This is a genomic window from Scytonema hankhaensis NUACC26 (assembly GCF_045865695.1).
GTDB lineage: Bacteria > Cyanobacteriota > Cyanobacteriia > Cyanobacteriales > Nostocaceae > Scytonema.
Genome location: NZ_BAACAP010000217.1, coordinates 18,329 through 32,389, shown reverse-complemented (window position 1 = coordinate 32,389; position 14,061 = coordinate 18,329). Strand labels below are relative to the sequence as shown.

Below are 14,061 nucleotides of genomic sequence, written 5' to 3'. Positions count from 1 at the left end.
CGGTTTGATATTGAAACTTTCAAAAAGCATAATCGAGTATAACAACCAACAACAAACAACTAACTACTAATAACCAACAACTTTTTAAACAAAATTTTAAAAAATTATGGGCATCGCGGGTAACTTAGCAGACTTTTCCTTATCCGAACTTTTCCAATTTTTGGAACAAGGACACAAAACAGGACGGCTAACAATAGAAGTTCTCATTGAAGACAACAATCAAAAAATGAGAGTTCATCACCTCTGGTTACATCAAGGTCGTGTTATTGCTGCATCCGATCGTTTAGATCGACAAGGGTTAATGTTAGCCATCGCTCAACGGGGATGGATGACGGAACGTGTTGTCTCTAGAGTCGTTCAAATTTGCCCGATTAATACACCCATGGGATTGTGTTTAAAGTCTCAAGGTTTGTTGCAAGCCGAACAACTGAAACTGTTATTTAATTCCCAAGTTCTGCGCCAAGTTTGTGCGTTGTTTCAAGTTAAAGATGGGCTGTTTACGTTTCGTCCCATGAATTCTACAGAAACATTACCTTTTGCTGAAATGACTGGGTTGAGTATGCCTGCAACTGAGACAACTCTCATGGGATTGCGAGCATTAAAAGACTGGAGTGCTTTAACAGAAAAGTTACCAGACCCTACTTCTGCTCTAACAGGTTTAGTCTCAAAACAGCTAGATATGCAGCTTGATGCTCGGGAATGGCAAGTGTGGGAATTTGTCAATGGTAATATTTCTCTACAAAAAATTGCCAAACATTTGAGAGTTCCTGTGGAAGTTGTGCAGCAGATTGCTTTTCGGCTGATTGTTGTAGGTCTAGCCGAAGAACAATTCATGTCTGCTTTTAATCCTACCTGTTCCATAGAAGAGTTAACTCCCACAATAACTCATACAATGTCTCCTCCAGAAATACTCCCAGAGATTTCTCAGCAAAAACCTCCTGTGAGTCAGTCTTTTCTAAAAAATCTCATGAGTTTTTTAAGAGTTAAAGTTTAGGTCAGTTTAATTCCTTAAAGCACGTAAGAAACGCTGCAAACTTTTGAACATATTGGGCTTTTTCGGAACTTGTGTACCTGATGTTCCAGATGCAGAACCTTGTTGAGCTAGGATAAGATCTAGTTCGTCTCCAGAGGGCTTTTTCGGGAGTTCGGCAATTTTTTGATACTCCCCAGAGTTTTCTAACCAGACTTCCCATTGACTGGGATAACAGCGAAAGACTGCTGTTTCATTATCCACAGGGCGAAGATAATAGCAGTTTTCAATTGTACTGATAAAGCGATCGCGTAACTGTCTTGCTGCATAACCAATACCCACCGCCCCTAAATCTTCCAAGCGCGGATTCAAGATGACGATGGGGCGATCCCCTACCAATTGAGCCATCTTCTCGACTTCTCCTACTTCCACTACAGTAGGAGCAATCAGGAAGAAGATTTCGTCTTCCGGCTCGATCTTTTTCTCCAAAGATAATTTGCCAGTGCCTATGTCAAAAATTTTAAATGGCACATCCGTCCACTCCCGACTCGCAAGGGCTGCTCCGCCAGCATCGGGAAAGAAAACCTTGAGTTTTGACCCATACTCTGCAAAAACCGACAGAAATTGTTCTGCCACAGGCATTGGTTTGAGTTCTGGAAACAAAAAGTCAATTTGTATCCGCTTGCATCCATCTACTAGTGCTGCTTTCGTTGCTTCGCGAGCTTGAGCGATCGCATCTTCAAGACTGTTTGGAAGTTCTGCCATATTAAATAAATTTTTGATTTAAGACTTTAGATCTTAGCAACAGATGGGGTTGCAAGATCCCTGACTTCTTAAAGGATGCTGTTGGTACTTGATGGGTCTGACCCCCCACCTCGATCCGGTGGCTCCGCCTGGGAATGACTTCCCAGAGGCTCCGCCTCGCTTTATAGGATCGGGAGGCGGAGCCTCTAAGAATGCATTCCTAGCCAGAGGCTAGGAACGAGAGATGAAAGGTCAAATGAGGGGAGTAAAGCTGATTTTATTCGGAAACAGTTGACTCTGACTCCGGAATAAACTTTAGAGCAACGCCATTAATACAATAGCGTTTGCCAGTAGGTTTGGGACCGTCATCAAAGACATGACCTAAATGCCCGCCACAACGACTACAGTGGACTTCCATTCTCGTCATAAATAAAGACTTATCCACAGATATATCGATCGCACCTTCAATAGGATTAAAGAAGCTAGGCCAACCAGTGCCACTGTTATACTTAGTACCTGATACAAAGAGTGGCTGACCGCATCCAGCACATAAATAAGTACCTTGAGCATACTCCTTGTTCAGTGGGCTTGTATGAGGACGCTCTGTCGTATGCTGGCGGAGTACGCAATATTGCTCTTGAGTCAAACTTTCTTGCCATTCTTGTTCGGTTTTCTTGACTTCAAACTCTCTATTTTTTGAAGTTGTCATAATTTTTGATTCTCTTATTATATGTATATAGCAATCCTAAATCATTCTTAGCAAAATTTTAAGAACTGTAGGGTAGGTATTACCCATCAAAAGTTTGTAGGGTAAGCATTGCTATTTGCGTTGTAAATAATTAACAAGGTAATTTTTTCCAAAAAATTCTTGATTTCAAAATAACTATTTTATTGAAATTAAATATTAATATATTTTTAAAATAAAATAAGAATGTTCTATTTTTTACTAATATTAACAGCTTAAATGCTTGTGGTAAAAACTTATATGAAATTATAGCTTTTGTAAAAGCTTCATACCATGAGCTGGTGTTTTACCACACCCTGACCCTCCCCTTACTACTACGGTGTAGACACAAGTCGAATTTACCCCCCTTAATCCCCCCGCGTGAAAGGGGGAAAACTAGATTTCTTATTCCCTCCCCTTTTACAAGGGGAGGGTTAGGGTGGGGTAAAAACAACGCTAAAACCTCGACTCGTAAACTATTTCAGACTTATCTGTACACCGTAGCCTTTATAAGGGACGACTAAGAGAAAGATAAATCCAACTTGTGTACAAACTAAGATAAGATTAAGACAAGGTTATTAAATTCTTCGGAATTTACGGGTATAAATTTTTGTATTATTTCAGTGAGGAGTGCTATTAACCCCAAAATAGGAGACAAGGTGCTGATTTTACGTCCAGCATATGTGGCTGGAAAAATAGGGGAAATTTGCGGTCAAGAAGGTTTGGGCGAGCGCAATCAAGAACGTTGGCTTATCCGAGTTGACGACAAAAATGCCGCAGAAAGTATAGTGGTATCGCTGTTTCCAAAAGATTTTGAGGTTTTTAAGAATGACTTTGAGCCATTTTAGGGTTCATTTGGTGGAGTTTCTGTGTCGTTCGGCGGCTCCTCACCAATTCTCAGTTCCTTTTTACTACGCTTTAACTGTTTCCACAGCACTTTAATCTGGTTGTAAGCTTCTTCAGGCGAAAGTTTCCCAGATGTTTCTAAACTGGTTATGATACCCACTCTTTGGGCAAATTCTTGAAGATTGGCGTTAAAAACTAAATTTTCAGGCTTGACTTGACCGTAATAGCGACCCCGAGGGTAGAGAAAATTTTCTTTGTCTCCGTCGTTTGATTGTTCCATCTATCTGTTTGCCTCCCCATTGTGTGGTTATTTTTCTATTATACTTAATCTTTTGTTAACCAAAGTCGTAAATATAACACTTAAATTTAAATTATGTGACAGACACCACGGGAGCTACTTTTCAGAGCCAGAACAAACTAAACTATTTCAGAGGGATACCTTCTGTAAATTAATTATTAGACAACCATTGACATAATTTCTAAAATGGGTAACTATAGTACTGTAGTCTATATCAGTTGAGTTGATATGGAGAGTACATCAGAAGTGACGATTAGTATTGGAGATGCAGCAAAAGAATTAGGTGTCTCCACAAAAACTCTAAGACGTTGGGCTGATTCAGGGAAGATTAAATCCGAGCGTTCACCCACAGGACAAAGAAGATTTTATCTAGCGGACATTAAACGCATAACGCCTAGAGATTTAAAGCAACTAGATGAACGCATAACCATTAATTACGCTCGTGTTTCAAGCTACGACCAGAAAGAAGATTTAGTACGTCAAGCACAAGTCTTAGAAGCTTTTAGCAGCGCTAATGGTTGGCAGTTTGAAACTATTCAAGATTTAGGAAGTGGCTTGAACTACCAGAAAAAAGGACTTCAAAAGCTACTCAAACGCATCATGCAAGGAGATGTAGCCAGATTAGTACTAACTCACAAAGACAGGCTATTAAGATTTGGTGCAGAGCTTGTATTTGCTATGTGTGAAGAGTTTGAAACTGAAGTAGTTATTATCAATAAAACCAATGAAGAAATCACTTTTGAGCAAGAGTTAGTGCAAGACATGATTGAACTTATCACTGTGTTCTCAGCACGGTTATACGGTTCTCGTAGTAAGAAAAACAAGAAGTTAATTGACGGTATGACTCAAGTTGTAAACGAGGTGAAATAGAATGCTGTTAGGTTTTAAAACAGAATTAAAACTGAATAACCAACAGCGTACAGAGTTACTAAAACATTGTGGTGTAGCACGCCACGCATGGAACTGGGGATTAGGTTTAACCAAACAAATACTTGATTGGAATAAGGCTAATCCTACAGAAAAAATCAAGTTTCCTACTGCGATTGACTTACATAAATGGTTGGTAGCATTAGTAAAACCTGAATGCCCCTGGTATTACGAATGCTCTAAATCTACACCACAATCCGCTCTGAGAGCGTTGAGAATTGCATGGAAGTCTTGTTTTGAAAATAAAAAAGGAGTTCCACAGTTCAAAAAGAAAGGACAGCACGATAATTTCACTCTCGAAGGAAGCATTAAAATTTTAGGAAGTCACAAAATTCAAGTTCCTAGAATAGGAGTGCTGAAAACTTCCGAGTGTTTGCCAACACACTGTCCTCGAAAAAAGAAAAAGTCTCCTAATAAAGTTCCTCCACATCATTTTCAACCAAAATCAGTGACAATCAGTCGTGAAGCTGATAGATGGTTTATCTCCTACCGATTTGACGTGAAACTAGAAGAAACGACTTCAGATAGCATTGTAGGTGTTGACCTTGGTGTTTTGAATCTTTGCACTCTCAGCACAGGAGAGATTATCGAAGGAGCTAAATCTTATAAGAAATTCCAAGATAAGTTAGCTAGAATGCAATGGTTGAATCGCCATAAAATTAAAGGTTCAGCTAACTGGAAAAAAGCCCAAATGCAAATAGCTAGGCTGCATAGAAAGATAGCCAACATCCGAAAAGATACATTGCAGAAGTTAACCACACTATTGGCTAAGAACCACGGCGTGATAGTTATTGAAGACTTAAATGTATCTGGCATGATGGCTAATCACAAACTGGCAGCAAGCATTCAAGACATGGGATTCTTTGAGTTTCGGAGACAGCTAACTTATAAGTGCGAGCTATATGGCTCAAAGCTTGTCATTGCTGATAGATGGTTCCCATCTAGCAAAACTTGCTCTAATTGTGGAACTCTAAAAAAAGAACTCTCTCTTAAAGAAAGAGTTTTCAATTGTGGTTGTGGTGTCAGTCTCGACAGAGATTTAAACGCTGCCATCAACCTGAGAAACTATTCGTCCGTTGCTGCTAGTTAGGCAGTGTGAGCCTGTGGACTGGTTGAGTGCCGACACCGCCAGAGTGAAGCAGGAATTAAGTTCCAAAGTTCAGCTAGACCAATGACGATAAATGTCTAGCATTGGGTAACTTTGGGTAAGCCTTTTATAACGGAACAAAGAGCACCTGTTCCCCATTAAATGCACCATCTTTGTCATGAGTATTCATCTTCCTCTAGAAACTCCACGTCTTATACTCCGCGACTTTGTAGAATCAGATTGGCAAGGAATCCATAGCTATGCTTCCGATCCAGAAGTCGTTCGTTACTTACCTTTTGGTCCCAATACTGAAGACGACACCAAGAACTACCTCCAGACAGAGATTAAAGCTCACCGAAAAAGAAACCGTCAGAATTTTGCCCTTGCGATCGCTTTAAAAGAAGATAAGCAATTCATTGGTACTTGTCGTATTTCCATCACAGATCCCAATAAGTCAGAAGGTTCTATAGGGTTTTCTTTAATTCAGAAATTTTGGGGACAGGGCTATGCAACGGAAGCTAGTCAAAAACTTTTAGAGTTTGGGTTTCAGCAGTTGAAAATGCATCGAATTTTTGCGACTTGCGATCCTCGGAATAATCTTTCTGCAAGGGTGTTAGTAAAAATTGGCATGAGACAGGAAGGCTATCTCCAGGAGTATGAATTGATAAAAGGAGAATGGCGAGATAGGTTGCTGTACGCGATTCTAGAGAAGGATTGGATACAGATGCAGATTCGGAATGTTTAGCTAAAAGCGAGGGGAGCATCCCTACGAGTGCAAAATTACCCTCAGAATAGAATTCTCTTGCTATACAAACCAAGTCCGCAAGACAAGGACTTCATCAGGGCTTACGCATAGCCCCCCTTTTTAAGGGGGGCTAGGGGTTCCCTCTGGGGTTGGGGGGAGATGGAGGGATCTCCAAAGCGTGAAATCCCTAAAATACCGTTGAGGTTGCGTAAGTCCTGTTCATATTAGTCCACGAAGGTGGACTTAGTTTGTATAGCTGCGATTTCAATCGCTCTTGGTGTTTGTTCCAAATTGGGATGCTCCCAAAGCGAGTAATATTGGGATAGAATCCACCATTCTGTGTGATATGAGGCTCCAACTAAGGATTCCTTTTAATTGCTTTCAATACTTTGTTCTACTTTTGGCTGAATCTCGCAGACAACTTCATGGAAAAAAGTTGTTGGAGGTTTGACAAACAAATGTGACATTTCATGGAGAATGTTATCGTAAGCTTCGCTATGGTTAGTGTCCATATCTTCAACATTTTCCCAAAAAATCACAGCGATTCCTTTGTCGGTTCCTGGTTCTTGTAGAAGGTATGCTCCTTTGAAGCCATGAGTATATGTTGCTACTGCTTGTTCGTAGAGTCGCTTGGCTTCTTCAAATTTACCCGGTTTAAATTCTCCTATGGCGACGTATGCAAATTGGTGTCTTAGAAAATCTTGAAAATCTGACATAGGTTTTCTCCTGGAAAATCTTTTTAACTACAAATGAACGCAGATAATTATTGATTACTCATTTTATGCTGAATAATTCAACTAGAATGCGACAAGTGGGCGATCGCAACGGTTACTGGTCACTAATTGGTTTGACAAATCCAAGCACTCCAGTAGAAAGAATGTCTCATACCGATTCCTTATATCTTTGAGACAAATGCGATCCCCCCAACCCCCCTTACTAAGGGGGGCTAGGGGGGATCGTGTATAGCAATCATTTGGTGAAATGGTATCAGTGGTGTATCATCCTCACTACAATTTATTTTACTTTGTGCAGATAATTCTTTTACAGACAAACTCTTTTATTGCTCTAGAGAGAATAATTAAGGCGACTGGAAGTCGCGGCTATACAAACCAAGTCCGCAAGACAAGGACTGCTACAAAGCAATTCCATTGTATTGAAAAGCATTGTCCCAAACATAATCGATAACAGTCTTCGCATCATCTAAAGACAGAACGTGGCAAAAACCCTGGCGATCGTAAGTCAGTAGAGGAATCTCAGATATATTATCAACTTCCTTTCTATTTCCCAACACTTTGCCACGAATTTCTTCTAAATTATTTAAAGGACCATGGATATCAAAGTTAATTTTGATACCAACTTTTTTCTCCATCCAACTTTCAATTCGGGAGTCTAGCTGTTGTGGATTTAGAGGAATTTGACTAGTCAAAAGATGATAATAAACTAAAATAATTTCCTTACACTCCTGCTCTTCCGCAATATCCATCAACATCTGAAAAACACTCGTGTTATTAGCTAAATTTTTAAAAAATAGGGTATCAGTTACGTCTTTTTGAAATTTGATTTTTTTATTTTTGTAATTATTATATTGTTGAACAGCAAAACCCCCTAAAGCGATCGCTAATGATAGTGCTGCTACTAGAATGGGCATGACATTTTGGCTTTTATATTGTTCTACAACCAAACCCAACGAGATCAGTAAAGACTTTGCATTAAAAACTAACAAAATAGCAGCTATAAGTAATAACAGATTTGGTAATGCTTTTAAAAGCAAGGGAATTGCTGCTCCAATAGCAGGAATGCCAAATAGCAAGCGGTCTTTCCAAGTCATACTCGTGACAACATTGGGAAAGAGCAAGTCAATATCTAGTTTTGGAATATTTTTATAGAAGTAAACATACATTTTGCCCGGTGTAAAGTTTAATTCTTCTATCTTAATTTTCTTTTTGCGAAAATAAGCAACTTCTTTAAACTTAATCAATAAAACAATTCGTTCAAAAGTCTCAATAATTTTTTCTTTTTGCCAAAAGAATAGCTTTTTGAAAAGAACTGTGTTGGTAGTCTCGCCTTGATAATAGCAGAAAAAGCGCTCGAAGTCTTCAAAATCAACTTGAGTTTTTAAATCGATTAAAGATTTCTTATTTAATGCTTGTTTTACAATTAATTCAGGTAAAGGAATATAATTAGCTCTTTCTAAAATGTAATGAAATGAATCAACTACTTTTGATTCCATCGCGTCATATTGGTCAAAAGTTGGTTCATTCAATGATTGAACATCTGCACTAGGATTGAATGGTACGTAGTTATCTTTGATAATTTCTAAGGTTTTGTGAAAGCGAAAGTGGTAGTATGCGGCTAAAATTTGGCAAAAATCTTTAAACTTTTCAATATCAACCGCATTTAAACAACCATCTTGCAGGCAAAGTTCAATAATATCGATACGACGGTAGGGAATAAATGCTTCTCGATTTTCATAAATTGCCATAATCTTACATTATGCCAGATAAATTTCATAATGCTACTTTTGCTTTGGAATTGTAACTCCTTGAGAGGATGTTTGAAAAGTCCTGGGCGAATAGAATGAGACAGTTGGTCAATTCGTGAAGGGTTAGACCCTTCATAAACTCGTTCCTAGCCAGAGGCTAGGAATGCAGAATTCGAGGCTCTGCCTCCACGTGCAGGAGGTCGAGGCGGAGCCTCATTGTCTGTTATCTAGGTTTTGGTTGTTGACCGCCAGAGCCATGACTTGTTGGTCTTAACCCTCTATCATTTTCTTCATCAGCACAGACTAAAAGTTTGTTGCCATTAAATTCTTTACCATGGAGTTTTTCAATAACACTATTTTCAGTTTCTTGATGTTCTAAGTTCACCTCTACTTGAGCTTCCAACAAAAATTTAATTTCTCGAACTTCTCCATACTCAGCAAACAAATTCTTTAAATCTTGCTCTGTAAATTGTAAAGGTAGATTTGCAACCCTAATATTCATGTTGTCCTCCTAAGTTAATCAAACTAAAAAACGACTCAAATTTAAGAACAGAGAGGGTTATCTTTGGATTGGATATCGGTGTTTGTGCGAAGATAATCTCTTAACCACTGACAGCCGTAAACTTGAAGTTCATCCTGTTGGAGAAATTGTTTCCAATTCCATAAAAGCACTCTTTTATCTTCATCAATAGAGACAATTGTTTCACCATCGGGGCTAAACGCGGCTTTCCAAACGATCGCATTATGTCCCTTAAAAGTAGTTAGCAAACTTCCATCTGTTGTCCTCCATAATTTCACAGTCTTATCGCCGCTTGCTGAGGCAATAATTTTACTATCGGGACTAAAGGTAACCCCAAAAACTTCACCCTCGTGACCAGTGAGGGTTTTCACGAGAGTCCCATCGGGTTTCCACAGTTTCACTGTTTTGTCCCAACTTCCTGTAGCCATTAACTGACCGTTGGGACTAAAAGCAACTGAGGTCACCGGAGAACCCACATTCACAGTCTTTATGAGAGTTCCATCTCGTCTCCAAAACTCCATCGTCTTATCTCGACTTGCTGAAACAATTCTGTGACTGTCCGGGCTAAAGGTAACAGCCCACACCTCATCGGTATGACCGGTGAGAGTGGAAATTAGAGTTCCGTTGGGTTTCCACAGTTTTACTGTTTTGTCATCACAAGCAGATGCTAACATCTGACCGTCAGGGCTAAAAGCGACTGCATTGACATATAAGTGATGACCGACAAGAGATTTTATGAAAGTCCCATCTCGCTTCCAGAGTTTCACTGTTTTATCCCAACTAGCTGTGGCGACGAGTTGACCATTGGGATGAAACGCAATATCCCATACAGCGTTGTTATGACCGATGAATGTTGTCACGGTTTTACCATTAGACCTCCATAGTTTTGCTGTCTTGTCTTCGGAAGCAGTGGCAATGAACTGCCCATCCGGGCTGAACTTTACGTTATGAACTGCAGCACTGTGACCGTTGAATGCAGTGAGTAAAGGATGTTTCCACCGCCACAATCTCACAGTTTTGTCATCAGAAGCGGTGGCGATTGTATTACCTTGTGGGCTAAAAGTCACGCCCCAAATGATTCCACTGTGACCTCTGAGTACGGCAATCTCAGTGCCATCAAGCTGCCAAAGTCGGATCGTTTTGTCCCAACCAACAGAAGCAAGTCTCTGACTGTCGGGGCTAAAGGCGACTCCATGAACTTCACCCTCGTGACCGTGCAACATTCGGTAGGGACGTGTTTCAAAACTTCCCAAACCATTCTTTTTCCAAAGTTTCACTGTCTTATCAGCACCCGCTGTGGCGATCGCCTGACTGTTGGGGCTAAACGCGAGCGCTAAAACTTTATCATTATGCTGAAGAGTTGTGACTAAAGTGCCATCTCGCCTCCAAAGTTTTACTGTTTTGTCCCAACTACCGGAAGCAATGGTGTGACCATCAGGGCTAAATGCCACAGCATCAACGCTTTCTGTATGACCTGGAATGGTTAACAACAAAGTGCCATCTCGCCGCCACAGGTAAATTTTACCATCCCAAGTTCCAGAAGCCAGGGTTTCCCCGTCTGGGCTAAATGCAACTGTATAAACTTCAGATGTATGCTTGAGAGTTGCGAGTAACGTGCCGTCAATCTTCCACAGTTTGAGTGTTTTATCCTCACTTGTTGAAGCAATGGTATTACCATCCGGGCTGAAAGCGACTCCGTAGACAGCATCTTTATGCCCGGTAAGAGTTGCGAGCAAACGACCGTCTCGCTGCCACAGTTTGACTGTCATGTCTGCACTAGCTGTGGCGATAGTCTGACCGTCTGGGCTGAAAGTCACTTTGTGTACTTTAGCTCCATGTCCTGTTAAGCGATTATATTCGTTGGCTCCATATATTGCCTGTCTCATCGCTAGATCGACTTGAGTTTTTATTTGTGGGATACTCATGCCAATTGTTCGTAATTTTCGATCTGCTTTCAGTGCTTCTACGAGGGCATCCATTCTTCTATCGGAGGCAAATAGAGCTTGTGAAGATTTCGTGGTTGCCTGAATTTCATTAATTCGAGCTTTTTGCCATTGCCACCCAGCAAATGCAGCTAGGATTGATGCGATCGCCATACCACTAGCAAGACCTAGAATAGTAGTCTGCTGTCGTCGCTTTTGTTGTTTGACTTCACGTTCCCGCAATTCTAGAGAAGAGTGAATAAAATTGCGATCGCTTGCACTCAGTTCTTCCCATCGTTTTGTTTGCCAATATTCTGCATCACAAAGGGGTTTGCCTCGCAACAGTGCTCCTTCATCTAAATTGCTACTCTCCCACTGACGAATTGCCACTCGCAACTTTTCTTGCCAGTTACGGAACTCCCCATCCATTTGCAGCCAGTATTCCAAGCGCCCCCAGCTTTTAATTAATGCTTCATGCACAATTTCTACTGTTTCGCAATAGGTCTGCCCTTTAAGATTTGTTACGACCAAACGCTTCGATGCTAAGTGAGCGACTAAATCCCAGTTTTCTTCTTTGACTTCAGCGCGACTCGCTAACCTCCGGGTCACTTCGCCACCTTCTGCTAACTTGACTAACTGCATGAATACCCGTTGCGAGCGCTGTCTGTCTATTTCACAAAGTTGGCTGTATACTCCCTCTGCATGATTCGCTAACGCTTCTTCTACACCACCAATCTCCTCATAAGCCTCAACAGTCAGCAAGCCGTCAGTTTGTTTTGACCAAAGTTGTGTTAGCGTAAACTCCAACAGAGGTAACCGCCCCGGTTGTCCTTCTAATGCACAAACAAGCTTATTTGTCAATTCTCTTTCTACTTCCACCTGCATATGTGCTGCAGGCTTTTCAATACAATCGCGCAATTCTTCATTGGACATAGGCGCGAGGTTAAGAACTGCTCCTTGCAAAGCATCACTCAAAGGGCGATAAGAAAGAGCATAGCCGTAAAAGTCAGCGCGTAAAGTTGCGACCAAAGTAAATCCGGGGGCGCGAGTACAGGCGTTAAGTAATAAGTCTAGAATATGCTCGCGTTCGCGATCGGGACAAAGGGTGTAGAGTTCCTCGAATTGATCGACAATGAGTACTAAGCGAGTTCCAGAATTTTGTTGAATGTAAGTTTCAATTATTTTGTATAAAGCACTGTTGTCGCGTTCGAGTGTCAGTTCCAATTCCAAATTTACCAGGGAACGGAGATTTTCATCAGAAAAGGATGAATTCCTTTCACTCGGAGAATTTAAACCTGCTTCCAATTGATAATTTGCTTGCGTTGTCAGTTTTAATCCCGCACTCTGAAATCTGTCACTGTCGATTGCTTGCGAGACACGCAAAGGTGCAAAAGCTTCTGCTAAGGCTGTTATTGGCTTATTTCCAGGACGAAAAGAGATAATGTGCCAATTCACATTTGTATCTTGACGCAAACGAGGTATCAATCCGGCAAAGACAACGCTAGATTTACCACTTCCACTAGCACCAACCACAGCCACAAATGGCTTTTTTTTCACGGCTGTCACTAAATTTTGGGTAAACCTTTCCCGTCCAAAAAATAGGTGTGCATCTTCTTCTCTGAATACAAATAAACCACGGTAGGGACACGGCGGTCTTCCAGACAAAGTAAGCCAAGTTGGCGGTTTGACGGCGGGATTTTGACAAATTGTTGGCAACCAAGAAGCACCAGGTAAGTCATCTTCCAAACCTTGTAATTTTCGGCGTGCTTGTTGTACCGAGAGATACAAAGAATGCCGTTCAATAGCGAAAGCTTCTAAAAAATGTTTAAAAAACTCTTGAGCAACATAATTGGGTACTGGTTCCCGCATGACAATTACTGTGGGAATATTTAATTTTTCCAGCGCTAAAGATAATCCCAAACCATCGCAAGAATTGAAAATTGCTAGCTTTAAACCTTTTTCAATCGCTGCTTTGAGTGCTTCTTCTAACTGTTCAATCGTCAAACTGTTATTGGTTTCGTTTTCATTTATATAAAGTCTGCCAGTTTCACCTTCGGTTTGACTGTGACCAGCAAAAAATACAACGTCCCAGCCTGTGGAGTCCCAAAGGTGTGTATTTAATTCTTGCCTTGAGGGCTTGACAAGAAATACCACTTCTGAATTAGCTAAATTGTTAAGAAATTGACGTTCTTTATCCAAATTGATCCCATAGCTGTTCCCCAGAATCGCCAAAATTCTCACTCTTGTTCTCTTGACTTTAGGTTGCGAGACTCGAGTGCGTTTGTATTCTGGTCTGGAAAGAGCAATTTCTGCTAAAGGATAATCTTGAAAGAAATCACAGCGATGCCATGGTAATTTTCTTAGCAGTAGGTCGTTGGTTTGAATAATGACTCGAATTTCATCTGTCGGGTTAAGTGCAGACCGCAATTGTTGGCTAATCTTAAGAACTTCTTGGGATTGTAACCAATCATTCATTCTTTGTTGTATTCTGCTACTTACGCTATGAAAATCTAATACTGAGACGTTGGTGACAGCACCTTCATCAATTTCTAATTCATCATCTTCGTCATCTACTGGTGAAGAACGCCATTGTTTGCGTTTGCAAATATTTTGGTAGATTGATTGCCAATTTCTACAAAGTTCAACAAGATCTGGTGCAGGGGGTAAGCCGCCAACAAATTGCTCTGGAAGAGCATATTCTACCCCCCATAGCTGAACAGTAACTCTTGGAAATCCTTGGTCTAAGCTACCCTGACCTAAATTAATAACAATCGACTTGCTCATTCAAAGATGCAC

13 protein-coding genes are annotated in these 14,061 nt (G+C 40.6%); 6 read left to right on the top strand and 7 right to left on the bottom strand.

Annotated features, from left to right (window positions below):
* The first annotated feature begins 106 nt into the window (after positions 1-106).
* Positions 107-994 carry a DUF4388 domain-containing protein gene (locus tag ACKTT2_RS29140; RefSeq protein ID WP_407893220.1) on the top strand — a complete coding sequence of 296 codons (888 nt, stop codon included), beginning with the start codon at positions 107-109 and terminating at the stop codon, positions 992-994.
* 6 nt (positions 995-1,000) lie between these two features.
* Here ACKTT2_RS29140 and ACKTT2_RS29135 read toward each other — a convergent pair whose 3' ends face one another.
* The gene (locus tag ACKTT2_RS29135) at positions 1,001-1,735 is read right to left on the bottom strand and encodes a DUF1995 family protein (protein ID WP_407893218.1); all 735 of its coding nucleotides are present in this window, start codon (positions 1,733-1,735) and stop codon (positions 1,001-1,003) included.
* A 256-nt stretch (positions 1,736-1,991) separates the two neighbouring features.
* The gene (msrB, locus tag ACKTT2_RS29130) at positions 1,992-2,423 is read right to left on the bottom strand and encodes a peptide-methionine (R)-S-oxide reductase MsrB (protein ID WP_407893216.1); all 432 of its coding nucleotides are present in this window, start codon (positions 2,421-2,423) and stop codon (positions 1,992-1,994) included.
* A gap of 674 nt (positions 2,424-3,097) precedes the next feature.
* Between msrB and ACKTT2_RS29125 the strand changes: the two genes are divergently transcribed.
* The gene (locus ACKTT2_RS29125; protein WP_407893214.1) at positions 3,098-3,286 is read left to right on the top strand and encodes a hypothetical protein; all 189 of its coding nucleotides are present in this window, start codon (positions 3,098-3,100) and stop codon (positions 3,284-3,286) included.
* On the opposite strand, the gene ACKTT2_RS29120 is transcribed toward ACKTT2_RS29125, so the two are convergent.
* The gene (locus ACKTT2_RS29120) at positions 3,283-3,564 is read right to left on the bottom strand and encodes a DUF7219 family protein (RefSeq protein WP_407893212.1); all 282 of its coding nucleotides are present in this window, start codon (positions 3,562-3,564) and stop codon (positions 3,283-3,285) included. The two genes, ACKTT2_RS29125 and ACKTT2_RS29120, sit on opposite strands and share 4 nt — an antisense overlap.
* Positions 3,565-3,810: 246 nt before the next feature.
* On the opposite strand from ACKTT2_RS29120, the gene ACKTT2_RS29115 reads away from it, so the two are divergent.
* From ACKTT2_RS29115 to ACKTT2_RS29105, 3 genes are all read left to right on the top strand, one after another.
* Complete coding sequence (locus ACKTT2_RS29115) at positions 3,811-4,452, top strand: IS607 family transposase (RefSeq protein WP_407893210.1); 642 nt, start codon at positions 3,811-3,813, stop codon at positions 4,450-4,452.
* 1 nt (position 4,453) lies between these two features.
* Complete coding sequence (locus ACKTT2_RS29110; protein WP_407893208.1) at positions 4,454-5,599, top strand: RNA-guided endonuclease InsQ/TnpB family protein; 1,146 nt, start codon at positions 4,454-4,456, stop codon at positions 5,597-5,599.
* A 175-nt stretch (positions 5,600-5,774) separates the two neighbouring features.
* A complete protein-coding gene (locus ACKTT2_RS29105) occupies positions 5,775-6,341 on the top strand; it encodes a GNAT family N-acetyltransferase (protein WP_407893206.1) in 567 nt (188 codons plus the stop codon).
* 371 nt (positions 6,342-6,712) lie between these two features.
* Here the strand turns inward: ACKTT2_RS29105 and ACKTT2_RS29100 are convergent, their stop codons facing one another.
* The gene (locus ACKTT2_RS29100; protein WP_407893204.1) at positions 6,713-7,057 is read right to left on the bottom strand and encodes an antibiotic biosynthesis monooxygenase; all 345 of its coding nucleotides are present in this window, start codon (positions 7,055-7,057) and stop codon (positions 6,713-6,715) included.
* Between the two features lie 65 nt (positions 7,058-7,122).
* Here ACKTT2_RS29100 and ACKTT2_RS29095 point away from each other — a divergent pair, with 65 nt between their 5' ends.
* On the top strand, positions 7,123-7,248 hold the full coding sequence (locus ACKTT2_RS29095) for a hypothetical protein (protein ID WP_407893202.1): 126 nt from the start codon (positions 7,123-7,125) through the stop codon (positions 7,246-7,248).
* A 225-nt stretch (positions 7,249-7,473) separates the two neighbouring features.
* Here the strand turns inward: ACKTT2_RS29095 and ACKTT2_RS29090 are convergent, their stop codons facing one another.
* From ACKTT2_RS29090 to ACKTT2_RS29080, 3 genes are all read right to left on the bottom strand, one after another.
* On the bottom strand, positions 7,474-8,823 hold the full coding sequence (locus ACKTT2_RS29090) for a TMEM143 family protein (protein ID WP_407893200.1): 1,350 nt from the start codon (positions 8,821-8,823) through the stop codon (positions 7,474-7,476).
* Positions 8,824-9,046: 223 nt separating this feature from the next.
* Positions 9,047-9,325 carry a hypothetical protein gene (locus ACKTT2_RS29085; RefSeq protein WP_407893198.1) on the bottom strand — a complete coding sequence of 93 codons (279 nt, stop codon included), beginning with the start codon at positions 9,323-9,325 and terminating at the stop codon, positions 9,047-9,049.
* 41 nt (positions 9,326-9,366) lie between these two features.
* Positions 9,367-14,049, bottom strand: a complete 4,683-nt coding sequence (locus tag ACKTT2_RS29080) for an nSTAND1 domain-containing NTPase (protein ID WP_407893196.1) — start codon at positions 14,047-14,049, stop codon at positions 9,367-9,369.
* Positions 14,050-14,061 lie beyond the last annotated feature (12 nt).